This window comes from Streptomyces sp. NPDC003042, from assembly GCF_053591315.1.
Map to the genome: position 1 here is coordinate 1 of NZ_JBSFTP010000094.1, position 25,874 is coordinate 25,874.

Below are 25,874 nucleotides of genomic sequence, written 5' to 3' on the forward strand. Positions count from 1 at the left end.
AACACACCGTTGACCACGGTGCGGTGATCGGCCCACCGCCCACCCGGGTTTCCGGTCTCCGGCAGCAGCGGGGCTATGCGTTCCCACTGAGCATTAGTCAGTTCATGCCGACGCACCATGACCGACTCCTGCCCGCAACGGCGGTAGATCCACCATGCCGGGCAAGAGCCATCAGACACTGCCTAGGTGGTTGGAGCCCAGGTTGCGGACGAACTCGGTGGTCACGCCGTGCGGGTAGGCGCTCGCCGGTGCTACGGCGGGGGCGGTGGCGTGGTCGAGGTCGTCCACGAAGACCACGGCGTGCGGGTTGCCGACGTCGACGTGGAGGGCCGGCCAGCGTCGCGCGCCGACGGTAACCGTGATCCGCTTCGGTCCGGGAAGGGCCGGGACCAGGTCCCCGTCAGCGGACCGAAGACGGCGGGCCCCCGAACCAGCACTCTGGCTGGTTCGGGGGCCCGCCCCCTGAACTCGGAGGAGCAGGGGATGCAGGGCAGCGCGAGGCCAGGGCATACTCGGTGCCATGTCTGTCCCCGATGCCGGTTTTGACGATGCGGTCCTGTACAGGGTGAAGTTCGCCCGGCGGCTGCCGGCCGGTCTGTCCGAGCTGACCGGGCCCGTGCACGGAGTCGTCGAGCTCCCGCTGCACGTGGTGTGGTCCGGGCTGCGCGCCTTCGACCTGGACCAGCCCAGGCAGCGCATGGGCCTGTACCGGACGGTGCTCGCCGAGGGCACCCGCGAGGACCTGTGCCGGTTCCTGAACGCTGAGCTGCTCTCCAGCCTGTGGCCGGTGCTGCGCACCCTTGCGGGACCGAGTGTGAGGGACGTGTGGGAGGAAGCCTTCCCCCAGCTGCGGGAGCGGGCCGCGGCGTGAAGATGCCCGACCTGCACGCACGGCTGCTCGCCGACGTGCGCTCGGCTCTCCGTTCCCTCTCGTGCTGACCGGCGGCTATGCCGTGCAGGCCCACCGGCTCCTGGAGCGGGTCAGCCAGGACCTGGACGTCGCCACCGAGTCCGCGACCCCCATGGAAGAGATCGCCCAGGTTGTGCGTGACGGGCTCACGGAGCGGGGCTGGCAGGTGGCCGAGGTCGAGATCGCCCCGCTGTCCGCTCGCTTCCAGGTCACCGACCCGCTCACCGGCGGCGCGTGCGAGGTCGATGTCCTCAAGGAAGTGTTCTGGCGGCCTCTCGCCCACACCGCATACGGTCCCGTCCTCGGCGAGGAGGACGTGATCGGTACCAAGGTCCGAGCCCTGGCCGACCGGGGCGCGGCTCGCGACTTCCTCGACGTATACGCCGCTTCCCGTCGCTGGACCGCCCCCGACCTCGAAGAATTCGGCCGTCGCCACGCACGAGGCCGGTTCAGTCCCGAGGACCTCCAGAGCCGCCTGGCCGGCGCCGACTGGATCGAGGACGCCGAGTTCACCGCCTACGGCCTGAACGAGAGCGCCATGGCCGCTCTGCGAGCGTAGGCCCAGCTCTGGTCCGACGACCTCGCCCGCCGTCTCCACCAGACCGAAGCGACCCAAGAAGAGTCCTAGCCGCCCCTCCCGGCGCCGGATGCGCCGGGAGGGGCGCTGGAGTGCGCTTCCTGGTCACGCTGGAGGCGGCCAGGGGGGCGTACGCCGGGCTGCCGTTGCCGGTGGGGGGATCGGGCGCAGGGTAGGAAGGCGCCGAGTGACACCGCGGTGAAGGGTGGTGCAGGCGATGGCCAGACCAGTGTGGACGGGGGTGCTGGGTTCGGGCTCGTCAGCCTTCCCGTGGGCCTGTACACAGCGACGGACAGCCACACGATCCGCTTCCACCAGCTCCAGCGGGGGACGGCGGACCGGATCCGGAACCGGCGCGTGAACGAGCGCACCGGCGACGAGGTGGACCTGGCGGACATCGTGAAGGGCTACGACACTGGCGGCGAGTACGTGATCGTCGAGCCGAAGGACTCGACGAGATCGCTCCCGGCCGGTCCCGGTCGATCGACGTCGCCGGGTTCGTCGACCTGGACACGATCGACCCGGTCTTCTTCGACAAAACGTATTTCCTGGGGTCTCGGGGATCCCAGTACGCGAAGGTCTACGCCCTGCTGGAGCGGGCGCTGGTCGAATCGAACAAGGCCGGCATCGCCACGTTCGTGATGCGCGGGCGGGAGTACCTGGTCGCGCTGAAGGCGGACGAGCCGGAAGGCCTGCTCACGATCCACACGCTGCACTGGGCCGACGAGCTGCGCGATCCGCACGCCGAGGTGCCCGACCTGCCGGGGAAGGTCGAGGCGACGGCGGCGGAGGTGAAGATGGCCATGCAGCTGATCGACGCCCTGGCCATGGAGTGGGACCCGGAGTCCTTCCACGACACCTTCCGCGAGAAGGTCGAGGCCCTGGTGAAGGCGAAGACGGCCGGGTGCCCTGGACGAAGACCGCGAGACGGTCACGCGCCTCTTCCAGCTCATGCACCAGGTCGTCACCGAACTCGCCCCCGACTTCCAGATCATCGTCAGCGACCACGCCGACCTGCCCCGCACCTGGTACCAGGAAGCCGTCCGCTACAACTGGCGCAACGGCGAAAAACTCATCCCCACCACATGGATCGACACCAACCCACCCCATAGATCTGTTCGACTGTTGTGCAATTCTGCTGATCCCATCCACTGACCACGGACCGGGGTCCGCACCGGGGAAACCGATACCGGACGAGCGCGACAGCACCGATCATGGAGCATGAGCTCTGGTGAGGGACTGTGGGTGGGCGGCCGTCAGGTCAGCCGCCTGTCCGATGGGTGGGAGGCCGACCTCGTAGCGGCGTTCACAGACGACATGCTGTGCGCCTACCGCAACGGGCATCCAGAATTCTTGAGCAGCACCGTGTACGGCAATGAGGACGTGATCGAGTACTCCCTGCGTGCGCCGGGCAGGATCATCGCGGAGCGCCTCAACCTGCTGGGCTACACCCGGGGAGCAGCGCTGGAGTTCCTCGCCCAGGCAGTGGATGAGCAGCGAAGCGTGTGGCGGCTGCTTGCCTCCAAGAACAGGGCCCGCACCCACCCGGTCAACCTGCGAAACCCCAGCTCAGAGGACCGACGCCTGCTCAGATCCGCTGATCAGCGACATTTGTTGTCGCGGACCACTGCCAGTCGGCCGTGCTACGCCGCGTTCCGTTGTCCAGGTCAACTCAGCCCAGTGACACCAACCTCACCGCAGCGAACTGACCCCACGAACCACGCACACCGGCCTCACCAGCACAAACCACCACCTCATCAGGACAGCCTCTGCGGCCCCATGGACAACCAGGCGCGGCGTAGCAACAACCGGGCCGCTCTCGAGCCCGCATCGAGCACCTCCCGGACGGAAGCGGGCACCGTGCGGGCGTGTGGATCACCAGCCAACGCACTGGCCGCGACCGCCTCCGACCACGCCCAACTCCCCGCCCTCGCCCACCTCGGAGTGCAATGGGCGCAGTAGCGGACTGGCCTGCGATGATGACGGCGTGCCAGAGCCAGGGACCACTGCCGTCGTCATTGTCTTGCCCGATGCCGCCCCGCTCCTCGATGCGGCGTGGCGTATCGACCCGGCTCTGGTGCGTCGTGGGGTGCCGGCGCACGTCTCGCTCCTCTACCCGTTCGTGCCGGAATCGGCGCTGACAGGTCAGGACGAGAAGGGCGTGCGTTCCCTGGCGGCGAGTTTACCGGCAGCTGATCTGCTCTTGGAGGAGGTCGTGACGGCGTCCGGCTTCATCGCCGTCACCGTTCCGGGACTCCAACCGATCGTCGATGCGTTCCACGCCCAGTGGCCCGGGTTGCGCCCGTACAGGGGCCGGTTCGGGGCGCGGCCCGCCGCCCATGTCACGATCGCTCTGGGCGCAGACAACCCGACAGCTGCCGCCCATGTCCGCGCTGCGATCGGCAGCATGCTGCCGCTGCGCACCCGTGCGGCGGCGGTCCAGCTGGTGGTGCTGACGGAGGAAGGCTGGCGGCCGCGGTTCACCGCGCCGCTCGGCGGCCCGGACGGACGGTGAACACCACCCGCTGGCCAGCCACGGTCGAACTGTGGGCACAGATCCAGGCCGAGCACACAACCTCCGGCCTCTGGCCGCTGCTCCTCGACTCCCTGGATCCAGACGACAGCCACTTCCGCCCATGGGGATCGGGTGAGGTCTTCCCCGAGCAGATGTCATCCCCGGCGAGCCATGTCGCGGCCGGCCTTCTCGCAACGTGGTGGACGGCCTACACCGCCATCGCTGAAGACGACGACGTGCTCTCCGCCGAAGAACGCCTCGCCGTCACAGCCCCCTTCGGCCAGACCTGGCCCGGCCTCGCCCCCAGCCGACAGACGGCAACCAACGCGGACCGACTGGCCGCCGAGTACGCGCAGGCCTTCCTCTCCGACCGTCCCCAGTCCCGCCTGGGAGTGGTCACCGCCACGTCCGGCGCCGAGGCCCTCACAACCGCAGGCTGGACCGGACCCTGCAACTACGACAACGACACCGCAAAGTTCTCCGCGGTCATCGCCGACTGGGAGCACCGCTTCAGTACTCGTGTCGTCGCGGTCAGATCCTCCACCCTGCACCTCAGCGTCGCCGCTCCACCGATGAACGAGGAAGACGCCCTCCTCGTCGCCGCCGAACACTTCGCCGTCTGCCCGGACAACATCTGGCAAGGCAGCCCGCCCTACACACTGGCCGCCTACGTCCAGCGACTCACCGGTGCCCACAACTGGGACTTCTGGTGGGACTGATCCTCCTCGGAAAGCAATCACCAACCCCGCAGAAGGCGACCCTCACCCGCTCCCCACACCCTGGTCAGGCCCGCCCGGCAACAAGACCACCACGCCCTACACGCACGAAAGCCAACCTTCACCGGAAAACGACAGCGGCCTGCACCAACCGAACGACACCCCAGCAACGCGGCACCCAAGCCCGTCCCACCCACCCACCACCAGTGAAAACCCATGACGCACACCCAGTGCACGCCACACGACGCCCATCACCGGTGGTGCCCGGACCCTGTGCGCAGGCGTTCCAGTTGACCTCCTGACGGGTCACCGGCAGGAGGTCAACATCGTCGGCCCGGTCAGAGCGGTACCCACAACGTACGCGCCTCACCGCGCCGAACCACACCTTCGCCTCCCGGGCGTGGCGAGTGCAGTCGTCCTGGTGCAGGGCGGGCTGGACAGGTCACAGGAGAGGTCGGGGTCAGCAGGCCACTCGCCGACCACGGGCGGCGTTCTGCCGCCGCTCGTGGCCCATGAGGAGTGCACCACTGAGCCGAACCGCTGACCCTGTCGCGAGGCATCCCACCACAGGAGCCCAAGATCCCCACCATGGCCGGGTAGCCCCGCAAGGGCGATCCACCGCACATCGTGCGATCCGGATTCGAGAAGGAGCGGCGTTCTATGAGCCCCGAGTACAAGACCAGGACAATCCTTGGGCCGCTGCCCAGACGAGCAGGCTGGCTGACCGGCGGCACCCTGGCATCCATCGCCCTGGTACTGGCGGGAATCGCCAGCCCCACCATCGCCACCGCCCAGACCATCCAGGCCACCGACACAGTCCGAACGGCCAACCCCACCGGAGGCGGCGACGAATGCGGCCCCGACCACCACCGGCCGGACCACAACTGGCCGCTGAGCATGGCCGACGGCGGCGACGACCACGAGTGCGAGCCGGGCCAGCCAGGCGCCACCGGCCCAACAGGCCCCAGAGGCCCCCGCGGCGACACCGGCCCGACCGGCCTCACGGGTCCGACCGGAGCCACGGGAGCCACCGGCCCGACCGGCCCGGCTGGTCCCGGCAACGGAGCCACCGGCCCCACCGGACCTACCGGACCTACCGGACCGATGGGCGCCACCGGCGCCACGGGCCCGGCCGGACCTACCGGCCCGACGGGCGCCACCGGACCTGCGGGTGCGACGGTCGATGTCGGTGCGAGCGTCTACGCCACCGATAACCAGGCCATCCCAACCAATACCCCGACTCAGATCACTTTCAACGCCGCTGTCTTCGACACGGACATGATGTTCGATCCGGCGTCCTCGAGCCTGGTAGTCAACACTCCCGGGCGCTACAGGCTCAGGGGAAGTGTTGTTTGGCTCTACGATGCACAGCCGGGGGCGGCCACTTTCCTGACGCTACTCGTCAATGGCGGTGCCGATACGGGCGCCACCGACACTCAGGGAGCCGCCGACGACGCGGGTGGCTCGGGAGTTTCGCAGGACGTCTCCGCGACTCTGCGGCTGGAGGCCGGTGACGTAATCACTCTCTCAGCTCTCCACAACATCGAAGCCGGTGCATCCACTTTCGCTACGTTCGAGCAAACGCCACTGCTTCAAGCGTTCTGGGAAGCGCCGTAACAGGCTCACGTCGCTCGTCTCGATCATCATGAGGGTCCGTCAGTTTGCTGGCGGGCCCTTTGTGCTGGGCTGTCGGGATTTCGGGGTCCGAGCAGGCGGATGGCCCGACTATCGTGTCGGGTGGGCGCCGGGTTCCACGGTTCCTGTGGGTTTTGCGGGTTCGTCGGGACGGTGAGCCGCACCACCGCATGCAGCGCCGCCCGTAGCTGCTCGCCATCGGCTGCTCCACCTGCGAATTCCGTCATCCCCGGATCGCCGGTGGTGGGCGGCTGACGGACCGTTGGCGCCGGGGCGGTCGTGAAGTCTTCAGGCGCACGACAGCCCCGGCAGGATTCAACCGTCCTGCCGAGGCTGCGGATGTCACACCGCCGTCACCGTCACGTGGTGCCGAACTTCCACGCGCTGCACGCCTCCTTGATGATCGAGGGACTGTTTCCGCCCTTCCAGTCGCCGACGCAGGCCCTGATCGAAATGTCGTACCCCTCGGGGAGGTCCTTGTTCTTGTAGCGCGTTCCACACTGCGCCCTGCCGCACGACCGCGCCCCCTGGGGGCCGTGACCTGCCACAGGGCGACAGCCGAGTAGCCGTCGGCCTTCTGGTCGACGACCTGGAACCAGTCGCCCGTCTTCATGAAGCAGGCGATGGTCCGGTGGCTGTTGTCTCCGGTGTGCCAGCCGCCTTCGGCGCAGATGGTGGTGTTGCCCTCGGGGAGGGGAGAGGCGGTCGCGAGGTCACCTCCCAGGCGACCGCGGACGCGTTGGTCGCGGTGAGCATGAGCGCCGCGGCGCTGGCGCCCGCGACGGTAAGGACGCCACAGAATGTAGGCCTGGACAGCAGCCGCGGTCAGTCAGCCCCACCCGCGGCCCTTGAGGTTCTGACCCATGGTGATCTTCTGGACGCTGTCGCCGTAGCGGGTCTCGACCTTTTTCAGTCGCCGGCCATGGAATCCCATTTACCGGCCGCCGTCGTCAGCAGGCCCAGGTCGGTGGTCATCACTTCGTAGTACTTCAGCATCCTTTTCCCCCTACAGCTCGTTGAGCTTCGACTGGCCGATCGGCCGGAACTGGTCACCCAGGCCGATGTCGTTGCGTACGAACAGTCCGGAGGCGCCCCGCAGGGCGCTCTTCTCGGACCCGAGGCGGCCCATCAGGACCTTGACCTGGTTGTCCCAGGTATCCGCGACCTTCTTCAGGCCCGGGGCGGTGTCCCAGCCCTCGAAGCCCTTCACAGCGGTGTTGGTCGCCTCGTCCGCGTGCTCCGTCGCGGTCTTGGTGTTCGGCTGCAACTCAGTCTCGATCGTCTTCGCCGCAGCCGTCTTCTCCGCCGGTGTGGACCCGAATGTCCCCGATCCCCCCGGAGCTGACGGCCCTGCGGGAGCGCCCGTGCCGTTCAACCGCATGTCCGCATGCTGCCCTGCCGCACCGAGCGACTGTCCCCCACTCAAAATCCCCCGACATGTCATGCCCTCCCCTTCGCCCCTAGCTTGATCATATGCAGAGCCACTACATCCGCCAGCTGTCTGCCCTGCACGGACCGTGTCTGGTCCTACCCGGGCCGATCCTGCCCGTGCTGAGATCCCCGCGCATTGCCGGGTTTCAGCAGTCCTGATGCCGGTTGCCGCCTCACCGGACCGGCATGCCACCCTGGTCCGGCATCAAAGGCGCGTCAGGGGCGCGTCAGGATCGGGGTGGGGCCATGGCAGGGCTGACAGCTGCGGAGCAGTATCTGACCGGGTATGCACGAATTCTTCGTGACGCCTGTGCCACCGGCCGGCGGCTCAGCCGCAGCGAGCTGGACGCCCGCCGCTCGCAGGGCGAACGGGCGGCGGAGGAAGGCGCGGGCCTGCGAGAACTCGTACGCGCCCATCTGGCTGAGGCACAGGCCGTGCAGATCACGCTGACGGCGTCCGCGGCATGGCAGCTGCTCGCTGCCGTGGAACAGACGGTGGACGCCTTTGCCGAAGGCTTCGAGCGGGCCCAGCGCCTCGCCGTGCGCCAAGAGGAGGCCGCGCGAAGGGAGTTCATCGACGACCTGCTGTACGGCCGCAGTGACCTGGGCCGGCTGGCCGAGCGAGCGGAACGCTTCGGGCAGGTGCTGGATCTCGTTGCAGGTGAGCGGTATCAGCTCGTCCGGGCCGGGGTGGTGGGCGTGTTCGTCGGCGCGGCCGACGGCGAGGAAGGCATGGGCGAGCATCGCGAGGTTGACCCAGCGGTGCCAGGACGTCCAGCATCTGACCTGGTGCTCGTCCAGTCCGGCCAGGCTCTTGTCGGACTGGAAGGTCTCCTCGACAGTCCATCTGCGTCCGGCGACCTGCACCAGAGTGGAGAGTGGCACGTGGGTGGCTGAGTAGCAGCGGTAGAAGGCGAGTTCGCCGGTGCGCCGATTGCGGCGGACGAGCAGTTGGTGGTGGCCGGGGCGGTCGTCGGTGATGTCGGCCAGGGCCCAGTCGTAGAAGCGGTGGCCCTTGGCTCCGGCCCCGGCGGAGAGTTTCCGCCAGGCCTGCCTCGGTAGTCTCTTGGCCAGGGTGTCGGCGCGGAGCTTGTCCCGCGCGGGTGGTGATCTGGTGGTCACGGGCGACGGCGAGGATGTAGCCGATCTGCCGTTTCTCCAGTGCGGTCCGCAGGTGCGGGTTGCCCCCGTAGACCTCGTCGCCGACCACCCAGGACGCGGGGACGCCAGCGTCCAGGGCGCGGCCGATCATGCGGGCGGCGAGTGCGGGCTTCGTGGCAAAGCCGACCGTGTCGGGTATGCCGGCGGCCCGACAGCGGGCCGGGTCCTCAGTCCAGGAACGCGGGACATACAGTTTCCCGGTCGATCGCCGCGTGTCCGCGCTGGGTGGAGTAGGCGAGGTAGACGGCGACCTGGCTGTTCTCGATGCGTCCGGCGGTCCCGGTGTACTGACGCTGCACGCCGACCGTGGCGGCGCCCTTCTTGAGGTCACCGGTCTCGTCGGCGACCAGCACCGCCGTGGTGTCGTGCAGGTGCTCGACGACGAAGCTGCGGATGTCGTCGCGGACCACGTCGGCGTCCCATTTGGCCCGCGACAGCAGGTGCTGCAGGCCGTAGGGTTCGCGTCCCCGGCATGCTCGGCGAGCGTCCAGCAGTTCTTGCGCGGCAGTTCCGACAGCAACCCGAGCACGAACGCCCGTGGCCGGCGCCGTGGTTCCACCCGGACAAACCGCCCCGCGATACGGCCCATCAGGACCTCGAACGTCTCCTGCCAGCGGCCAGGATCTATGCTGTGACCTGCGGCCACCGTCTGATCTTCTGTCTTCACACACCGATGATCAACGGTGGCCGCACCGGTTCCCGGACCAGCCCAGGGGCGCGATCGTTAGCAGCGGGCGGCATGCTGCCCGGCCCAGCCGGTGGCGGCCATCACCTCGCGCGCGATGTCCACGACAGACCGTCCGTCCGTCACTACCCGTACAGTCCCTGCGAAGGCCCTCTGGTCCAAAAGCAGTGCCTTACGGACACTGCCTTCCAACTCCTGCTCCAGCTCCGAGCCGAGTTCCCGGCCTACCAGCCGCTCGCGGGCGGTGGCGTCGGAAGCAGTGAGCAAGACCCGCGTGATACGCACCTCCGCCCCCATGGCACGCTCGAACATGCCGGTCGCCTCAGGCAGCACACTCGCAGTGTTCGTGTAGATCAGACGGCGGTAGCCGAGCCGGGCGAAGTTCTCCCACACGGCCGTCAGATTCCTCTCGGTGATCTCCGAACGGTGGGGGTCTCCCTCTGGCGCCGGATGCACCTGCCCCATGAAGTCACCCTCGATGACCGCATGGGAGACCACCGCGGCGCGCAGCAGCGCCGAAACCTCCCACCCCACCGTCGTCTTGCCGACACCGGCCCGTCCCCCCGATGAGCAGTACTTCCGCGTGCTTCATGCACGCAGCGTGCCAGTTGGCGACCGCCTCACGCGATCCGATATCGATCCGTCCCCATGACCACATCCCCGACCCGCAAGATCGCGATCTACAGCTGGAGTATTAGGAGACCTCATGCCGTACCTGATCCCGCCCCGTACGCCGCTCACCCCAGAGCAGGTGGTTCGCGCCTTCGATTATCTGCTCGCCCTGCAGATGGGCGGCGGGTCCAATGTCGCGGGCCGTGCGGACGCCGACCCGGAGCTGGCGTTCCTGCTGCTGCGGGTGGCCGAGTACGTCGTCTGGCCCGCGGCGGCCGTGGGCGAGGAATCCGATCCGCACGCGGACTCCTTCGCCCTCGAAGAAGTCGGATGCATCCTTCTCTCCGCCCTGCGGGACTGGGCACGGGACTCCCCCACCACGGGGGCGCTGGGCATCGCCCGCAGCATCATCCGCTTCGTCGTGAACGTCATCCCGGACCCCGACGACGAGGACACCGCCACCACCCTGGAGACGATGCGGGACGAGCACCTGGGGCTGGCCCACGCGATGCACTCCGTGCCCGGAACGCACCGGTAACCGCACCACCGCGCACCCGGTGCGCGTCGGGTGCGCGGGTGCGCTCCGGCCGGTGCGTACCACCGGTGCGGTCGGTGCGCACCATCCGGGGGTGGTGCGCATCGCGGTGCGCACCACTGGTCCGGTCGGAGCGCACCGGCCGACATGGAGGGGTGAATGGTGCCGCACGGCGGCGAGGATGCGCTGATAGTTCGGCGGGAGCACGGTCTCCTCCACGCCCGGCTCGCGATGCGGGATCAGCATCACCGCCCGACCGCCCACGTGCCCGGGCGCCGGCGCGGCCGAGGCCCGCTCTTGGGCGAGCTGCTCGCTCACCCGCTCAAGGACACGTTCGGCTACGGCGAGTTCGTCCCGCTCGGCCCGCACCTCCGCCAGCTGCTTGGCCAGCTGTTCTTCGAGTTCGTCTCGTTCCGCGCGTCGCGCGGTGATCCGTTCCAGCAACTCGGGATCCAGCATGCACCGGATCGTAGAGGGCTGCAGGACCGCAGCGGGTATGAACCGGACGGTCAGCTGTCAGCTTCTGCTGCCGACCGCTTGTTCAGGAACTGCTTCGCCGCCTCGACTGCCTCCCTGTTGAGTTCCTCGAGGGAGACTCCCCAGCTCTCCTCCCAGCCGTCCAGGTGGTGCGCGCAGTGGACAAGTGGTTCCAGCTCTTCGGGGTAGCCGAGGTCGTAGGCGATGTCTGCCCAGATGAGGTGCGTGCCGGTGGCGGGATCCAGGGTTCCGCCGGCGATCTGACCGGCGACCCAGTCTGCCATCGCCCACTTTGCGGCCCGAGGATCGGCGGGAGGATGGAAGAACAACCCCAACTCCTCCAGTACCTGGTCGAAGAGTGCTGGCGCGTCGGGCTCTTCGCTCCGGAGGAGGCCAGCGAGCATGGCGAGAGAGGGACTCTCAACCCCGGCAGTCAGCGCGTCCAGCCCTGCCTGGATGAGCCGGTCTGACCCGACGTGCCTGTCGAATGCCCTCTCCCGCGCGATATGGCTCAGCTGCTTGAGGGCGTCATCCTGGGTCATCGGAGTCTTCTCGGTCGGCTTCTGGGAGAAGAAGGCTCGCACACCCGCCAACGCGGCTGCACCGTGTTTCCCTTCGAGCCAACCGCTGACGGACGATCTTCTCCGCAGACTACCGCCCACGACCAGCGTGAACACCCCGAGAGACCGGCACACCAGCCCTTTGACCTGCGACTTCAAGTTGGTGGAAGTTCACTTCCCGAGGTGATGTCGTGCACTCGCGAGGGAGTGCACGACATCGTCGGTGCGCACCGGCGGCATCGGATGCCTGGCTCGGCCGTTTGCCTCAGCCGCGGGTGCGGCCAGGTCGGAGGCTACCTAACGTCACGAAGTGTCCGCCTATTGGTGAATCGGCGTGGGGTGCCCCATGGACGGCGTTGTCGGCGTGAAAGGACGGGACACAGTGGAGATATTGTTGACGCATGCAGGAGGCGGGTCAGGGAGGAATACGCCAATCCCGTCCCGGCGCCCACGTTGGCGGTGGTCTCGGGCCCGGTGGCTGCTCGTCGCGGTACTGACGCCGCTGCTCGCCCTGACGACCACCACGCCCGCGAACGCTCAGAGCAGCTGGCTTACGGTCCCCGACCTGCCCACCGCCCGCTACGGCCTCGCGGGCACGAGTGCGCCGTGCCCCAAGGACGTGGAAGGCCTGAAGGGCACGTGCGTGTACGCCATCGGCGGGCACAACGGCTCGCCCACCCTGGACACGGTGGAGGCGTACAGCCCGGTTACGAACACCTGGCGGACCTTGCCCAGCCTGCCCACCGCCCGCTACGCGTTAACGGCGACGACCGCGCCATGCCCGAAGGATGTGGACGGGCTCAAGGGAATCTGCCTCTACGCCATCGGCGGCTTCACGGGTACAGAGTGGCCCGACCCCACACACGACGTGGGCACGGTGGAGGCGTACAGCCCAGCGACGAACACCTGGCGCACGCTGCCCAGCCTGCCCACCGCCCGCAGCTTCCCGGCAGCGGCGACCGCGCCCTGCCCCGAGGATGTCGAGGGACTGCGCGGCGCGTGCGTGTACGCCATCGGCGGCTTCAACCCCACCGACGAGATCCTCGACACGGTGGAGGCATACAGCCCGGCCACGAACACTTGGCAGGCCGTGGCCTCACTGGGCACCACGCGCGTCGCTTTGGCCGGGGCCTCCGCGCCCTGCCCCAAGGGGGACAGGAACCTGAAGTCGACCTGCGCGTACGCCATTGCCGGCTTCACGACGTTCATGGACTTCGCCACGAACACGGCGGAGGTCTTCAGCCCGGCCACGAACACCTGGAGCTCCCTACCCGATCTGGCCACCGCCCGCTTCGAGCTGGCGGCCGCGACCGCCCCGTGTCCCAAGAACGTCCGAGGCCCGCAGCACACCTGCGTGTACGCCATCGGTGGCATCGGCGACTCCCCCTTCCCGACCCTCAGCTCCGTGCAGGCCCTTCCCGTCAGTGGCTGACAGCCGCATCAGACCGAGCCGGGACGCCCGGCTTCAACAGGTCTGACGGCAACGAAGCCCCAGGCTCTGCCTGGGGCTTCGTTGCCGAGCGAGCAGTCGGCGTACACCCCGATCAGGTCTGGCGGGACCCCGTCACTTCACCGATCAGCACCGCGCCGCTCACCTTCACTGGGAACGGACAGCACCTTCCTGAACCGCAGACGCCCAGCATGGGCCAGTGAGTGCTCCTAAAACTCGGTTCTGGCACAGATCTTGGGGAGTCGTCGCGGAGCGTTACTGAAGCAGGATCATCTTGCGGAGAAGTTCGAATCCGGCTCGACCGTAGAGCTGCCGCTTGATCTTCTTGATGCGGTTCACGGCGCCCTCGATGCTGCCCGAGCTCCAGTCGAGAGTGAGCCCGGCTGTCACGGCGTCGAGGTCCCGGAGCAGGTGGTGCGAAGCCGGTGAGACCGGGTAGCTGGCTGGCATCGACTGCGTCGATCCAGGCAGGGAGCCTGGCACCCAGACGGTCGCTGAGCATCTCGCCGAAATCGCGGACATGCCCGGCGGCCATGTCCAGTTCGGGGCAGCGTGCCAGGACATCCTTCAGGCTGGCGCGGTCGTCCTCGCTCAGCACGGTGGGGTGTCGGGTGAGCCAGCCGGTCACCTGGCGCACCGTCGGAGGCCGGGGCGGCGCGCCGGCCGGATCCCCGCGGAGGGTGGCGATGCGGGCGCGGACCATCTGGTAGGTGACGGGCGCGTTGTCGGCAACGAGTTCACTGTGGAGGAGGGTGACGCTGGTGCATCCCGCGGCGAATCGGCGCTCCAGGTAGGGCTTGTAGGGGTCCAGCCTGCTGGGTCGCGGCCGGTTGTCACGGATGGTGTCCTGCCAGCGTGCGGCGTTCGCGTACCGGAGCACGGTGTTGAGGCCCCAGCCCAGGTGCCGGGCGATCGCCCGGCGTGAGTGACCTTGAGCAAGGAGCCCATGGACCAGGGCATGTGCCGCCTTCTTCCGCTCGGCCCGCCGGCCGGCGGGCACCGAGTCGTCCTGCGGCCGACCGGAAGCCAGTCGGGTGGCCTCCAGCAGCATGCCGCTGGGCGAAGGATTGCGTAGGCAGTCGCGATGGGCGGCGACGCAGGTTTCCACTGCTCGGCCGAGGCCCTGCCATAGATGGAACCGGTCAGCGACCTGCAGAGCATCGGCGGCACCGCAGCGGGCACCTCGGCGTAGGCGCCCGCCCGGTCCCGGCAGATGATCTCCACGCCGGGGTGGCAGATCAGCCGTCCTGCCCCGCCACCAGCCCGAGAGCGCCCAGTCTGCGGCCCATCCAGCGCCCGGCCGGGACACTGCCTGCTCCTGGGCCTTCTTCAGCGGCATCCGGGCCGGGCGGCGGCCGTCACCGACAACCGTCTCGCGCGTGTAGTAGCGCTGCATCTGACCGGCATTCACGATCACCGCGTCCATCATGCAGACCACGCCACACGGCCCTGACCTGCAAGAAGAGGGCTGTCGGCGATACGGCCCGCCAGGCGGGAGCAGCGGGCGAACTTTCTTCCCGAGTGCCCGCCAGGCGGGAAGCGGCGCCGGCCCCGGCAGCCAATGTCATCACTCTCCGGTACCGACTCCCACACACCGGTGACTCACCGATCCGCTCACAACCGACCAGCCTCCGCGCACCGGTGACCCGAGTTCACCGACACGCCCTTCCGTACCCCGCCCTCCGGCACCACGCCGGGGGGCTTCGTGGAGGAGACTTCGTGCCGACCTTCGAGACGCTCCCCCGCTTCACCACCGACCTTCACCACCTCACCCCCGCCCAGCGTCGGCGCTTCCGCCGCGTCGTCCTGGAGTCCTTCGTCCCCGACCTCCGCACCGGCCGGCCCTTCCGGCCGGGCTTGCGGGAAGCGCGCGGGTTCGCAGAATCTGGCAGCGGTCTGACGGGGAACCCGTCCACCAACCTGGTGTTCCCGACATAGAACGAGTGGGTTCGGCCCAGCTGGCCATACGCGGCCCTCGGTCGCCACCGTCTACCGCATCCTCGCCGAGGACGCCGATGGCATGGCCTGAACATCACACACGGCTACTTTGCGGGTCGTGTCCGAGATAGACGAGATGGGAGTCCGGGGCCGTCCTGGCGGTGTTCCCCGGCGCTGCCGTGACGGCTCTCTTGCCTCCGGACTCACGCGGTGCCGTCGGCCTTGGTTCGTTGTCATGCGCCGACGAGACCACGGAACGTGGAGAGCGGGATCAATGAGAGGATTGCGAGGGTGACGGCAAGAACCAGTGACATCGAAAAGGCAGCCGGTGTGCTGCGCGCCGGAGGCCTGGTGGCCTTCCCGACCGAAACCGTCTACGGCCTGGGCGCCAACGCCGAGGACCCCGCCGCGGTCGCGCGCATCTTCCAGGTCAAGGGTCGCCCACCCTCCCACCCCCTGATCGTCCACATCGGCGGCGCGGAGCACCTGGACGACTGGGTCGAGGACGTACCCGCGACCGCACGCCTGCTGGCCGAACACTTCTGGCCGGGGCCACTCACGCTGGTCCTGCGCCGCGGTCGCCGGGTGCCCCTCGAAGCGACCGGTGGCCTGGAGACGGTGGCCGTGCGCGTGCCCGACCACCCCGTCGCACTCGCACTGCTGTCGGCCTTCGGCGGCGGTGTCACGGCCCCGTCCGCCAACCGCTTCGGCTCGGTCAGCCCCACCACGGCGAACCACGTCCGTGCCGAGCTCGGCGACGCCGTCGACTTCGTACTGGACGGCGGCCCCTGCGAGGTCGGCGTCGAGTCGACCATCGTCGACACCACGGGCGCCACCCCGAGCATCCTTCGGCCCGGCGGGGTAACGCGCGAGGACCTCGAAGCGGTGCTGGGGTACCCGCTCGTGGTCCCTACGGCGAGCCGTGTCCGGGTGCCGGGCCAGCATCCGTCCCACTACGCGCCGCAGGCGCGGGTCGTCCTCGTCGAGCCCGAGAAGGTCGTCGCCGAAGCGGAGCTCGCGCAGGAGCTAGGGCACCAGGTCGGCGTCTTCCTCCCTGCCTCCTTCGCCGACGCTCCGGTGAAGGCGCACGCCGTGATGCTGGTCCCCAGTTCGATGGCCGCCTACGCGCGCGGGCTGTACGGGTTCCTGCGCGAACTCGACCGGCAAGGGTGCGACCTCATCATCGCGTCCTTGCCGACGGAGGAAGGGCTGGGACTCGCGATCGCCAACCGGCTCCGCCGCGCCGCCGGACCCCGGCCCTCCTCCACCGGCAACGCCCCTCGACAGTGATCACGGTTCCCCACCCGTGGCACCCCCCGCAGTCCGCGGCAAGGGCCAGGCTGGTGCGAGGTGCGGGACAGGCAGCGTGACCGGCTCCGTGGGCCATGCGCGGCATGACGTGGCTGTGCGACGGCCGGCGTAGCTCCGGTCACGATACGGAGTCGCCGGTGACGTCGAGGCCGCGGGTGGTGACCAGGTGGGCGCTGCCGTCGGCCAGCCGGTAGGACAGGCCCACGACGGCGGTCTGTCCGGCCTTCACCTGGTCGGCGAGTACCCGGGAGCGGTCCAGCAGCAGGTCGACGGTGTGCCGGGTGTGCTCGGCGATGATGTCGCTGTCCTGGGTGAGGCCGGCGGAGCGGGCGGCCAGCACGCTGGGCGTGACCCGCTCGATGACGTCCCGTACGTACCCGGGCGCGGCCACCCCGTCCTCCACGGCGGCGCGGGTGGCCGCGACCGCGCCGCATGAGTCGTGGCCGAGGACCACCACCAGCGGGCAGTTCAGCACGCTCGCCCCGTACTCGATGCTGCCCAGTACCTCCGGCCCGGTGACGTGGCCCGCGGTGCGGACGACGAACAGGTCGCCGAGCCCCCGGTCGAAGATGATCTCTGCGGCCAGGCGGGAGTCGGAGCAACCGAAGAGCACCGCGAAGGGGTTCTGGGCCGGTGCGATCTCGGAGCGGCGCACGGCGTCCTGGTTGGGGTGTTCCGGGGTACCCGAGACGAATCGCCGGTTGCCGGCCAGCAGCATCTCGAAGGCTTGCGCGGGAGTCAGCGCCGAGGTGTCAGTCATGGCCGCAGACTACGACCGGGCCCAGGTCACCGCGCCACGAGGGGTGAGCCCCACCGCTGCCCGCCAGCAGTCCCAGACGCCGGGCGAGGGCGGCCTCAGCCCGGACCCTCAACGCGCGGCGGAGCCACTCTCCCCGGTGCAGCTGTACGCGCTGCCCGTTGATCCGCTCCACAGCGGACCCCCTCGCTGATCAGCCCCCAGCCGACCAACGACCACCGCCCCGGCAAGGGTGCGAGCCCCGCCACCCGAACGTACCCCACGCTTCCGGCCCACTCCGGCTGACCGTCAGGGCTTCAAGATCAACTCATTGTCCCTTTGACGTATCCAGTTTCATACCCCTAGTTTCGAGTCTTGCCGGGTTCCGCTCCGCGCAACGCCGCCATTCCGGCCAGCCTCGCAAGCGCGGCGGCCGCCTCCACATCCACGTAAGCGCTGGCCCGTCAGGCGCCGAGCGGCCGGTACTCCACCTGCTGTCGGGTGGCCTCATCGACCTCATCGGCCGTCAGAAGCACCACCGTGCTCGTGCGGACCCCGCCCGCCGCCGTTGTGGCCATCCCAATGGCAGCGGCGGCGGTGTTGCCCGGCAGGTCCGCCGTGACGTAGACATCGTCCTCGCCGAAAGCCCAGTAGACCGACTCCAGCCGGCCGCCCACGCTTTGCACCATCCGCTCGATGACCTCGCGGCGAGCGATGGCACCCTCCGCGCGCAGGCCTTTCAGTCCGTCCACGGTCAGCTTGGCCCTGAAGAGGTACTTCGGCATGGGTTCCGCCCTTCCATAAGTGTCACAGCGAGGCTCCCCTGCCGACCGATCCTCTCCTGCCCCACGACCGCCGCCGCACGACCGCCGCCATACGGATTACTCGACGGCTGGCATACCGGTCTTCCCGGCCCCGTCCTGGATCGCTTCGCCTCACGGCTGCGCGGGCGCCTCGTCCGCCCCCGGACCCGGATTACGCGTCGGCGAGAGCACTGTGTAACGGCATGATCGACCGGCGGCCGGCGCTTGTGGCCCGATGCCGCGGTGAGGACGATGTGGTCGCCTCTGTGGACTTCGCCCGGGACAACCTGCTGCCACTCGCAGTGCGCGGGGGCGGGCACGGAGTGGCTGGCCAGGCCGCCCTGATGGTGCTGATGGCGGCTGCCCTGACGGTCACCCACACCACCACCCTGGACAAGCTCGCGCTGCCGCTGTGGACTCAGGTGCCCTGCGGAGTCGTGGCCGGCTTCGGCATCGGCGTGGTCGCGGCGATCATGGGCGTCGCTGGCGGCGAGCTCCTGATTCCGACGATCGTGCTGCTCTTCGGGGAGGACATCAAGACCGGGGGAAGCCTCTCACTGGTGGTGTCGCTGCCGACGATGCTGGTGGCCTGCGCCCGCTACAGCCGCGACGGCAGCTTCGTCGTCCTCGGCGTGAACCTCCGCTTCACCACGGTCATGGCCGCAGGGTCGATCGCCGGCGCTGTGCTGGGCAGCCTGCTCCTCGGTGTGTTCCCGGACTTGGTGCTCATCCCCGTGCTGGCTGTGATTCTGCTGGTTTCCGCGGTCAAGCTCGCCCGGCATGACTGAGACTGCCAAGACGCCCGGCGCCGATGCCGAGGCCCGCACCAGCTTCCACGCTGTGAACGAGCGGGCCGCGCCTTGAGGCGTCACCTGGGCAGCTTCGCCGTGCGCTCGGGGTGGGCGGTGGTGACGTAGTGCATGGCAGTCTTCTCTGTGATCCCGAAGAGCCTCATCAGCCTGAGGGGTCTGCAGTTTCGGCTGCCTCGTTGAGGATGCGGTCTTGGCGCAGGCCGACCAGGGTGAGCCCTTGGGGCACGTCGGCGCGGAGCAGGGTCTTGCCGACGGCGGGATGGTCGGGGTCGAGCGCCGATCTCTGGCTGACGATCAGGCGGGGGTTGGTCGAGGCGGGCCAGCGGCGGTGGCGGTAGTCAAGCCAGTCGGCGGCGATCTGGTGGGTGAGTTCCTCCAGGTAGAGGGTGTGCCGTCGAAGGCCGCGGCGGATGACGAGGGTGCCGCGTGCGAGGTCCAGGTCGCAGGTCGCAGGTCAGGATCGTGCGGAGTTCGTGGACGGGCACGGCGTGGACAGCGGCCAGGACGAGGACCAGACGCCCCAGCGGGGTCTTCGTCTGCTGCAACGCGCTGGCCAGCAGGTCACTGGGGACCGGCTTCGGGATCCCTGTCGGGGCCCCGACGCGAAGGTGCTGGGCGGGGTCGCGGAAGACCACTCGTTCCCGCTTCAACGTCCTGAACAGGCTGCGCAAGGCGAGGGCAAGCTGCCTGCGGGCGCGTCCGGATTGGCCGTCCACGGACGCATCGACATGGTGCCGGGTGATCTCTCGAAGCGAGAGCACACCTGGCTCGGCCCAGGCGGTGAGCACAGGCTGGAGAGAGGCCAGGTATGGGCGGATCACGTCGTAGCCGCGGACCTCGCCCTCGTGGCGGCCCCGGCTCCGTATCACCTTCACCCACTGCCCTACCTCGTCGGCGAGGAACTCCGGCAGCGCGGCGAGGGTGGTTTCGATCCACGTCAGATCGACATCGCGGTGGAGGTCGCCCTCACGGGCTGGTCGGTGTGTGTGGCGTTCCCCGTCAGGTTCTTCTGTTCAGTCTCCGTGCGCGAGTAAGCCTCAGCTCGCGTCCGGGACTTGGCCGTGTCTGGCCAGCCTATCCCTCAAACTGCGGTGCTCGCCGGTTACTGGCGCAGATTGGACTTTCGGCAGTGTCGGACGACTTCCGATGTCCGTACCGTCGCTTCCGTGGACAGCATGGTGATCAATAGTGGGACTCCGACCGGGACGGCTGTTTCTCCGCAGACTCTTGCTCCAGGGAGCCTTCTGACAGCGGCCGCGGTGACGGCCGCCGGCCTGAGCATGGTGAACCTGTGGCGGACTGTCCCGACTGCCATCGCCGCGTTCCTGGCCGGACGATGGCCTGGACGGATGGCGCCCACCGTGCTCGCGCTGGTCGGGCTTCTCGCGGCCGGCGTCGTGGCATTGTCCGTCGTGCCTGCCTGGCTGCCGTTGGCCAGCCGGTTTGTCACAGTGGTGGTCGTCGCCACGATGCTGCCCTGATTCGCGGGCCGGTTCTGGTGCCAGTATCGGCAGCTTGTCCGGGCCGGTTGGGATCGCGCAGAACAACTGCAACGCGAACAGGAGTTGGTCGCTGAGCAGGCCCGACTGCGCGAGCGAGCGCGTATCGCGCAAGACATGCATGACGTACTGGGCCATGACCTCAGCCTGATCGCCTTATCGGCCGGTGCCCTGAAGCTCGCGCCGGGCCTTGAAGAGCACCACCGAAGGGCCGCAGGTGACATCAGGGCCAAGGCGGCAGGCGCAGTGGAGCGTCTCGGCGAGGTGATCGGTGTCCTGCGCGAAGAGACGAGTTACGCGTTCAACGGATTCTCGGGCTGGGTCCGCTTCGGACAGCGCGGCACGGTGACGGCGAACGACCCGGTCGAGCAGGAGAAGGACGTCAAGTTCACCTCACTGCTGGCCAACCTGCTGATCTTCCACAACACCCTGGACATCGCGGAGGCGGTCCGTCAGCTCCAGGCCGAGGGCCAGGTCATCGACCCGCGGGAGCTGGCCCAGATCTCCCCGTACCTGACCGAGCACATCATGTGCTTCGGCGAGTACTCCCGTCACGAGCTCGGCATCACCCCGGACGACTACGACGCTCACCTCGACGTCGACTTCAGCGCGCTCGGCAAGGACGAGGCGGTGGCCGCCTGACCGGGAAGAAGGCGGGCCGCTCGTACGTCGGATCACTGGCCGGGATGTACCGCGCGATCGTGGCAAGGCGGCACCCGGGCTGAGCCGGTCTCAGACATCCCGGCGCCGCACGACAATGACGGCGACGGCCACCGAGACGAGCGCCCAGGCCGCGAGTGCGATCCAGGAGCCCGTGATCGTGCCCGGGTACGCGCCCAGGCTGGTGTGGGAGTCGGGGTTCAGCGCCAGCCGGCCCTGGGCGGCGAGCGGCAGGTGGTTGCCGATCTCCTTCAAGAGCCGGTACCTCTCGCCACCGAAGAGCATGGGCAGGATGAAGAGCATGCCTACGACCGCGACGATCGAGGCCGTGGCGTGGCGAAGGACCGCGCCGAACGCCATTCCGATGAGCGCGCAGACCGGGACGACCAGCGCGTAGGCCGCTACGGCCCGCAGGCAGCCGGGGTCGTGGATCGAGAGCCCGACGTGGCGGGAGGCCAGCATCGCGTTGATCGTGAAGAACGACGTCACGGAGACGACCACGCCGAGGACGAGCGTGATCGCCGCTACCAGGGCCACCTTGGCCGTGATCACCGCGCGACGGTCGGGGACGGCCGCGAGCGTGGTGCGGATCATCCCGGTGGCGTACTCGCCGAAGACCGTGATGGCACCGAAGCTGGCCGCGGCCAATGCCATGACGGCCGCGGCGATGCTGCCCAGGCCGTGGAAGAGCGGGTCGTACTTGTAGGGAGGCAGACCGGGTAGTGGGGGGTGGGGCTGGTCGATGTACGTCAGGTCGGAGTGGACAGCGTTCACGTTGATCGCGATGGCAACCACGGCGCTGAGGGCGAGCACCCAATAGGTCGACCGGAGGGACCGCATCTTGATCCACTCAGCGGCGAGCAGGTCGGCGAACCCGGCCACCGGCTCGGCGGCGCGCTCGGACGGTCTGGTGCCGGGATACGTCCTTGTGTTCATCGGGCTTCTCCTGCGAGGTATTCGACGCTGTCGGCGGTGAGGGACATGAACGCCGACTCCAGGGACGAGGTGTGGGTGGCGAGTTCGTGCAGCACGATGCGGTGGTGGTGGGCGAGGTCGCCGATCCGGGCCGCCGTCAGGCCGGTGACCCGGCCCGTCTGGCCGCTTTCCCGGCGCACCGACGCACCCTCGGCGATCAGCACCGCCTCCAGGGCCGCCAGGTCGGGCGTGTGCACAGTCACGCCCAGGGAGGTATTGCGGGCCGAGAAGTCCTCAAGGCTCTGGTCGGCGATCAGCCGGCCCTGGCCGATGACGATGAGCCGGTCGGCGGTGTGCTCCATCTCCGCCATCATGTGACTGGAGACGAACACGGTGCGGCCCTCGGACGCCAGACGGCGGAACAGACCACGCACCCACAGCACGCCCTCGGGGTCCAGACCGTTCAGGGGCTCGTCGAACAGGAGCACCGGTGGATCGCCGAGCAGGGCGCCCGCGATGCCCAGACGCTGCTTCATCCCGAGGGAGAACCCCCCGATCCGGCGCCGCGCCGCCTTGGTCAGGCCGACCTCTTGGAGGACCTCGTCCACGCGGGCCGGCGGGATGCGGTTGCTGCGGGCCAGGGCGGACAGGTGCGCCTGTGCGGTGCGTCCGCCGTGGACGTCCTGGGCGTCCAACAGCGCGCCGACGTGACGCAGTCCGCGCGGGCGGTGCGAGAAGGGAGTCCCGTCCACGGTGACGGACCCACTGGTGGGGGCGTTCAGGCCCAGGATCATCCGCAGCGTGGTGGATTTACCGGCGCCGTTCGGGCCGAGGAAGCCGGTGACCTTGCCCGGTTCCACAGTGAAGGTGAGGTTGTCGACGGCGACGGTTTCGCCGTACCGCTTGGTCAGCCGGGTCGATTCGATCATGGGTCCAAGCTGCCGGGGAGGGTAAGGAGCCGGCATCGGCCGGTGGTTCACACTTGTGAGCCCTGCTGGTAGCCCGGGGGATTACGCCCGTGGGCCAATGCCCCGGTGGGGGGCGCGTCGATAGGATCGGCTGGTGATCGCCACTCCTCATCCACCCCTGCTCAAACGCGTGCCCCCGGGTGTGTGGGTGGCGGCCTTCTGGGCGGCCCTCATCCTGGTACGCACGCTCCAACGGCCGGACGAGCTGCAGCGTCTGCTCCGGTACAACGGCAACATCGAAGACGCACCGCTCCTGGTCACCGCCGTCGTCACGACCCTGGGCGCGCTGCTGCTGTTCCGCGCGCCGCTGGCGGCTGTGGCCATCGCGCTCGCGGGCGCCGTCTTCTCGCTGGGGATGCCGGTCCGGGAGACACCGTTCGTACTCTTCCTCCTGGCCGACGCGGCCGTGGGCTACACCGCGGTGACCCGCTCACGGCGGGTCTCGGTCCTCGCCGCCGCGCTGCCGGTCGGTGTGCTGGCCGCGTACACGCTCTGGCGGCTGGGACGCGGATATGCGTTCAATCTCTCGGTGCCGGCCGCCCTCGCGTCGACCGTCGTCATCGCTTGGCTGATCGGCAACACCATCCATCAGAACCGGGGGCACGCGGATACGGTGCGCGCGCAGGCCACGCAGCAGGCGATCACGGCTGAGCGGCTGCGGATCGCGCGGGAGCTTCACGACATGGTCGCGCACAACATCGGCATCATCACCATCCAGGCCGGCATGGGTAGCCGGGTCATGGATACCCAGCCCGCCGAGACGCGCCTCGCGCTGGACGCCATCGAGGCCACGGGCAGGGAGACCCTCGCCGGCCTCCGACGGATGCTCGGCGCACTGCGGCAGGGAGATCGGGAGTCCGCGCCGCTGGGCCCGGTTCCGGGGCTGGCCGCCCTCGACCAGTTGGTCGGGAGGACTGCGGCTGCCGGGGTCCGGGTCGACGTCCGGTGGCAGGGGGACCGTCGCGACCTGCCGCCCGACATCGACCTGGCGGCCTTCCGCATCGTTCAGGAGGCGGTCACCAACGTCGTACGGCATTCCGGCACCCGGGACTGCAGTGTGACGGTGGACTTCCGGCAGGACGAACTGGCCGTCGACATCGTCGATCTCGGTTGCGGCGGTACCGCCGACGGCCCCGGATTCGGATACGGCATCGCCGGCATGCGGGAACGCGTCGGTCTGCTGCGGGGCGAGTTCAGCGCAGGGCCTCGTCCGGAAGGCGGCTTCCGCGTGGCTGCACGGCTGCCGGTGCCTGTGGAGGCGGGACAATGATCCGTGTCGTCCTGGTCGACGACCAGCCCCTGATCCGTACCGGCCTGCGCGTCCTCATCGCCGACACTCCCGACCTGGAGGTGGCCGGGGAGGCCGGGAACGGTGGCGAGGGGGTGGAACTGGTACAGCGGCTGCGGCCGGACGTCGCCATCATGGACATTCGCATGCCAGGTATGGACGGTATCGAGGCCACCCGGCGGATCGACGCGGATCCGGAGTCGAAGACCCGCGTACTCGTCCTCACCACCTTCGACGACGACGAGTACGTCTACGGCGCGCTGCGCGCGGGAGCGAGCGGCTTCCTCGTCAAGGACATGCCGCTGGAGACCATCCTCGACGGGATCAGGGTCGTCGCCGCCGGAGACGCTCTCATAGCTCCGAGTGTCACGCGCCGTCTCATCGAGGAGTTCGCGGCACGGCCCGAACCCGCCGCCACCCGCCGGGTGGTAGTCGACGGCATCACCGACCGGGAACGCGAGGTCCTGACCCTCGTCGGCCGCGGCCTGTCCAACACCGAGATCGCCGCGGAGCTCTCCATCAGCGTGGCCACCGCCAAGGCTCACCTCGCACGGCTCTTCACCAAGCTCGACGCGCGCGACCGGGTCCACCTCGTCATCCTCGCCTACGAGATCGGCCTGGTCGCGCCCCCACGGTGAGGTTCATCCCGCAGCTGACCAACGTGTGACGGGCCATCCAACAGCGACGATGAAGATCGCGACAGCAGCTGTCGTCGCTCTCCACGCTTCAGAAAACCCCGTTTATTGAAGATCGTCGGATGCCGCAGAGCCCGCATGTGCCAGTCCCCTCCTGCTCGGCGGCGCCGGTAGTGGGCGTCCGCACTCCGTGCCGGTCGCGGTAGCGGGAGGCAGCCATCGGGTTGACCGCGTAGATCTTCCGGGGCCCTGCCTCAGCGTGGCGACCAGCAGGCCGCGGCTGGTCTCGATCGCCACCGGGATCGGCGTCTCCGCGGTGTCGCCGTGCTCGGCCAGAAGATCCAGCAGCAGGCGGTAGCCGTCCAGGTCGTCGTTGATTCGGCACTTGGCCAAAGACGAGCACGCGGGGCCGCACGGCGCACTAATTCCAGGGCTCCAAGGCCCGCCACCTCATCAGCCGTGCGCGGCGCCGCCGGACCGCACGGGCGCACGCCGTGGCCAGAGCTCGGAGCTCGTGAGGAGAAACGCGTCACCGTACGGCAGCTCATCCAACGAGGATCCCGAACCTGACGGCCCCGTGAGGGCAGAACGTGCGAGGACCGGCCGGCGCCCAGCGCCACCAGTTCTTTTCAAAGACCTCGCACGGTCGGAGGTGTCGTAGGGGTCACCACGGCACCGACCGAACCACACACGTCCTGCCCTCGGCTGGACAACGCCGCCCGGGCCCATCAGAGATCCAGAACCTCTAATTACTAACGAATTAGAGGCGTCGTTTTCCGGGAAAGGCTTGCCCACAGGGCCTGACCTGGGCAAACAGGCGGTCGGTGAATTAGGGGTTTCACCCTCCGGTCACACTCCCGGTCCCCCGCTGAAAGCAACCTTCCAGCCAAGGGTTCAGCCCCCTTTCGGTGCAACCCCGATCCGGCCCCCACCACGCGCGAGGCCGGGCGTCAGCGCGCCTCGCACGGACGCCGGTGAGCGCCGGGTCAGGATGGTGGCCTCGCGGTTCTTGGTGCCTGCGAGGGAAGGAGATCGGATGATCACT

At 68.9% G+C, this 25,874-nt stretch carries 25 protein-coding genes and 7 pseudogenes; 20 read left to right on the top strand and 12 right to left on the bottom strand.

Going from position 1 to position 25,874, the window contains the following annotated elements:
* Both ACWDYJ_RS31625 and ACWDYJ_RS31630 read right to left on the bottom strand, forming a co-directional pair.
* Positions 1-116 (bottom strand): annotated as a pseudogene (locus ACWDYJ_RS31625) (IS5/IS1182 family transposase); the annotation flags it as partial.
* A 55-nt stretch (positions 117-171) separates the two neighbouring features.
* Positions 172-297, bottom strand: a complete 126-nt coding sequence (locus ACWDYJ_RS31630; protein WP_451569032.1) for a hypothetical protein — start codon at positions 295-297, stop codon at positions 172-174.
* A gap of 223 nt (positions 298-520) precedes the next feature.
* Here ACWDYJ_RS31630 and ACWDYJ_RS31635 point away from each other — a divergent pair, with 223 nt between their 5' ends.
* The 8 genes and pseudogenes from ACWDYJ_RS31635 (at position 521) to ACWDYJ_RS31670 (ending at position 6,335) form a co-directional block, all read left to right on the top strand.
* Positions 521-871 carry a hypothetical protein gene (locus ACWDYJ_RS31635; protein WP_451569033.1) on the top strand — a complete coding sequence of 117 codons (351 nt, stop codon included), beginning with the start codon at positions 521-523 and terminating at the stop codon, positions 869-871.
* Positions 868-1,538: pseudogene (locus tag ACWDYJ_RS31640) on the top strand (nucleotidyl transferase AbiEii/AbiGii toxin family protein). The gene ACWDYJ_RS31635 and the pseudogene ACWDYJ_RS31640 overlap by 4 nt, the downstream one beginning before the upstream one ends.
* A gap of 219 nt (positions 1,539-1,757) precedes the next feature.
* Positions 1,758-2,335: pseudogene (gene ku, locus ACWDYJ_RS31645) on the top strand (non-homologous end joining protein Ku); the annotation flags it as partial.
* 61 nt (positions 2,336-2,396) lie between these two features.
* The gene (locus tag ACWDYJ_RS31650) at positions 2,397-2,642 is read left to right on the top strand and encodes a DUF3732 domain-containing protein (RefSeq protein ID WP_451569056.1); all 246 of its coding nucleotides are present in this window, start codon (positions 2,397-2,399) and stop codon (positions 2,640-2,642) included.
* Positions 2,643-3,266: 624 nt separating this feature from the next.
* Positions 3,267-3,449 (top strand): hypothetical protein, encoded by a 183-nt coding sequence (locus ACWDYJ_RS31655; protein ID WP_451569034.1) that lies wholly within the window; start codon positions 3,267-3,269, stop codon positions 3,447-3,449.
* Positions 3,450-3,510: 61 nt separating this feature from the next.
* Entirely contained in the window at positions 3,511-4,002 is a 492-nt protein-coding gene (locus ACWDYJ_RS31660) for a 2'-5' RNA ligase family protein (protein ID WP_451569035.1), read from the top strand.
* Complete coding sequence (locus ACWDYJ_RS31665) at positions 3,999-4,721, top strand: DUF4253 domain-containing protein (protein ID WP_451569036.1); 723 nt, start codon at positions 3,999-4,001, stop codon at positions 4,719-4,721. The genes ACWDYJ_RS31660 and ACWDYJ_RS31665 overlap by 4 nt, the downstream gene beginning before the upstream one ends.
* Positions 4,722-5,378: 657 nt before the next feature.
* Positions 5,379-6,335, top strand: coding sequence for a hypothetical protein (locus tag ACWDYJ_RS31670; protein WP_451569037.1), 957 nt, complete (start codon positions 5,379-5,381; stop codon positions 6,333-6,335).
* A 1,024-nt stretch (positions 6,336-7,359) separates the two neighbouring features.
* Here the strand turns inward: ACWDYJ_RS31670 and ACWDYJ_RS31675 are convergent.
* A complete protein-coding gene (locus tag ACWDYJ_RS31675; protein WP_451569038.1) occupies positions 7,360-7,620 on the bottom strand; it encodes a hypothetical protein in 261 nt (86 codons plus the stop codon).
* Positions 7,621-8,030: 410 nt separating this feature from the next.
* Between ACWDYJ_RS31675 and ACWDYJ_RS31680 the strand changes: the two are divergent.
* Positions 8,031-8,432: pseudogene (locus ACWDYJ_RS31680) on the top strand (PucR family transcriptional regulator); the annotation flags it as partial.
* On the opposite strand, the pseudogene ACWDYJ_RS31685 reads toward ACWDYJ_RS31680, so the two are convergent.
* Both ACWDYJ_RS31685 and ACWDYJ_RS31690 read right to left on the bottom strand, forming a co-directional pair.
* Positions 8,424-9,534 (bottom strand): annotated as a pseudogene (locus ACWDYJ_RS31685) (IS701 family transposase); the annotation flags it as partial. The pseudogenes ACWDYJ_RS31680 and ACWDYJ_RS31685 sit on opposite strands and share 9 nt — an antisense overlap.
* 135 nt (positions 9,535-9,669) lie before the next feature.
* Positions 9,670-10,222 (bottom strand): annotated as a pseudogene (locus tag ACWDYJ_RS31690) (AAA family ATPase).
* Positions 10,223-10,336: 114 nt separating this feature from the next.
* Between ACWDYJ_RS31690 and ACWDYJ_RS31695 the strand changes: the two are divergent.
* Complete coding sequence (locus tag ACWDYJ_RS31695) at positions 10,337-10,780, top strand: hypothetical protein (RefSeq protein WP_451569039.1); 444 nt, start codon at positions 10,337-10,339, stop codon at positions 10,778-10,780.
* 506 nt (positions 10,781-11,286) lie between these two features.
* Here ACWDYJ_RS31695 and ACWDYJ_RS31700 read toward each other — a convergent pair.
* Entirely contained in the window at positions 11,287-11,796 is a 510-nt protein-coding gene (locus tag ACWDYJ_RS31700) for a hypothetical protein (protein ID WP_451569040.1), read from the bottom strand.
* 637 nt (positions 11,797-12,433) lie between these two features.
* Between ACWDYJ_RS31700 and ACWDYJ_RS31705 the strand changes: the two genes are divergently transcribed.
* Entirely contained in the window at positions 12,434-13,246 is an 813-nt protein-coding gene (locus ACWDYJ_RS31705; RefSeq protein ID WP_451569041.1) for a Kelch repeat-containing protein, read from the top strand.
* Between the two features lie 112 nt (positions 13,247-13,358).
* Here ACWDYJ_RS31705 and ACWDYJ_RS31710 read toward each other — a convergent pair whose 3' ends face one another.
* Positions 13,359-14,693 carry a hypothetical protein gene (locus ACWDYJ_RS31710; RefSeq protein ID WP_451569042.1) on the bottom strand — a complete coding sequence of 445 codons (1,335 nt, stop codon included), beginning with the start codon at positions 14,691-14,693 and terminating at the stop codon, positions 13,359-13,361.
* Positions 14,694-14,983: 290 nt separating this feature from the next.
* Here ACWDYJ_RS31710 and ACWDYJ_RS31715 point away from each other — a divergent pair, with 290 nt between their 5' ends.
* Both ACWDYJ_RS31715 and ACWDYJ_RS31720 read left to right on the top strand, forming a co-directional pair.
* On the top strand, positions 14,984-15,202 hold the full coding sequence (locus ACWDYJ_RS31715) for a hypothetical protein (RefSeq protein WP_451569043.1): 219 nt from the start codon (positions 14,984-14,986) through the stop codon (positions 15,200-15,202).
* 291 nt (positions 15,203-15,493) lie between these two features.
* Positions 15,494-16,492 (top strand): L-threonylcarbamoyladenylate synthase, encoded by a 999-nt coding sequence (locus tag ACWDYJ_RS31720; RefSeq protein WP_451569044.1) that lies wholly within the window; start codon positions 15,494-15,496, stop codon positions 16,490-16,492.
* A 139-nt stretch (positions 16,493-16,631) separates the two neighbouring features.
* Here ACWDYJ_RS31720 and ACWDYJ_RS31725 read toward each other — a convergent pair whose 3' ends face one another.
* A complete protein-coding gene (locus tag ACWDYJ_RS31725) occupies positions 16,632-17,273 on the bottom strand; it encodes a carbonic anhydrase (RefSeq protein WP_451569045.1) in 642 nt (213 codons plus the stop codon).
* Between ACWDYJ_RS31725 and ACWDYJ_RS31730 the strand changes: the two genes are divergently transcribed.
* Positions 17,272-17,463 carry a hypothetical protein gene (locus ACWDYJ_RS31730; RefSeq protein ID WP_451569046.1) on the top strand — a complete coding sequence of 64 codons (192 nt, stop codon included), beginning with the start codon at positions 17,272-17,274 and terminating at the stop codon, positions 17,461-17,463. The genes ACWDYJ_RS31725 and ACWDYJ_RS31730 overlap by 2 nt on opposite strands.
* A 250-nt stretch (positions 17,464-17,713) precedes the next feature.
* Here ACWDYJ_RS31730 and ACWDYJ_RS31735 read toward each other — a convergent pair whose 3' ends face one another.
* Positions 17,714-18,034 carry a GYD domain-containing protein gene (locus tag ACWDYJ_RS31735; RefSeq protein ID WP_451569047.1) on the bottom strand — a complete coding sequence of 107 codons (321 nt, stop codon included), beginning with the start codon at positions 18,032-18,034 and terminating at the stop codon, positions 17,714-17,716.
* Positions 18,035-18,255: 221 nt separating this feature from the next.
* On the opposite strand from ACWDYJ_RS31735, the gene ACWDYJ_RS31740 reads away from it, so the two are divergent.
* The 4 genes from ACWDYJ_RS31740 to ACWDYJ_RS31755 all read left to right on the top strand — a co-directional run bounded on the left by ACWDYJ_RS31740 (position 18,256) and on the right by ACWDYJ_RS31755 (position 21,005).
* Positions 18,256-18,840, top strand: coding sequence for a TSUP family transporter (locus ACWDYJ_RS31740; protein ID WP_451569048.1), 585 nt, complete (start codon positions 18,256-18,258; stop codon positions 18,838-18,840).
* A gap of 497 nt (positions 18,841-19,337) precedes the next feature.
* On the top strand, positions 19,338-19,898 hold the full coding sequence (locus ACWDYJ_RS31745; protein WP_451569049.1) for a hypothetical protein: 561 nt from the start codon (positions 19,338-19,340) through the stop codon (positions 19,896-19,898).
* A 132-nt stretch (positions 19,899-20,030) separates the two neighbouring features.
* Positions 20,031-20,345 (top strand): hypothetical protein, encoded by a 315-nt coding sequence (locus tag ACWDYJ_RS31750; protein WP_451569050.1) that lies wholly within the window; start codon positions 20,031-20,033, stop codon positions 20,343-20,345.
* A gap of 135 nt (positions 20,346-20,480) precedes the next feature.
* A complete protein-coding gene (locus tag ACWDYJ_RS31755) occupies positions 20,481-21,005 on the top strand; it encodes a Tn3 family transposase (protein WP_451569051.1) in 525 nt (174 codons plus the stop codon).
* A 90-nt stretch (positions 21,006-21,095) separates the two neighbouring features.
* On the opposite strand, the gene ACWDYJ_RS31760 is transcribed toward ACWDYJ_RS31755, so the two are convergent.
* Positions 21,096-21,959: an ABC transporter permease gene (locus ACWDYJ_RS31760; protein WP_451569052.1), complete on the bottom strand. Its 864-nt coding sequence runs from the start codon at positions 21,957-21,959 to the stop codon at positions 21,096-21,098.
* The gene (locus tag ACWDYJ_RS31765; protein WP_451569053.1) at positions 21,956-22,867 is read right to left on the bottom strand and encodes an ABC transporter ATP-binding protein; all 912 of its coding nucleotides are present in this window, start codon (positions 22,865-22,867) and stop codon (positions 21,956-21,958) included. The genes ACWDYJ_RS31760 and ACWDYJ_RS31765 overlap by 4 nt, the downstream gene beginning before the upstream one ends.
* Before the next feature lie 133 nt (positions 22,868-23,000).
* On the opposite strand from ACWDYJ_RS31765, the gene ACWDYJ_RS31770 reads away from it, so the two are divergent.
* On the top strand, positions 23,001-24,176 hold the full coding sequence (locus tag ACWDYJ_RS31770) for a sensor histidine kinase (protein ID WP_451569054.1): 1,176 nt from the start codon (positions 23,001-23,003) through the stop codon (positions 24,174-24,176).
* On the top strand, positions 24,173-24,832 hold the full coding sequence (locus tag ACWDYJ_RS31775; protein WP_451569055.1) for a response regulator: 660 nt from the start codon (positions 24,173-24,175) through the stop codon (positions 24,830-24,832). The genes ACWDYJ_RS31770 and ACWDYJ_RS31775 overlap by 4 nt, the downstream gene beginning before the upstream one ends.
* A 181-nt stretch (positions 24,833-25,013) precedes the next feature.
* On the opposite strand, the pseudogene ACWDYJ_RS31780 reads toward ACWDYJ_RS31775, so the two are convergent.
* A pseudogene (locus tag ACWDYJ_RS31780) lies at positions 25,014-25,222 on the bottom strand (IS110 family transposase); the annotation flags it as partial.
* Positions 25,223-25,874 lie beyond the last annotated feature (652 nt).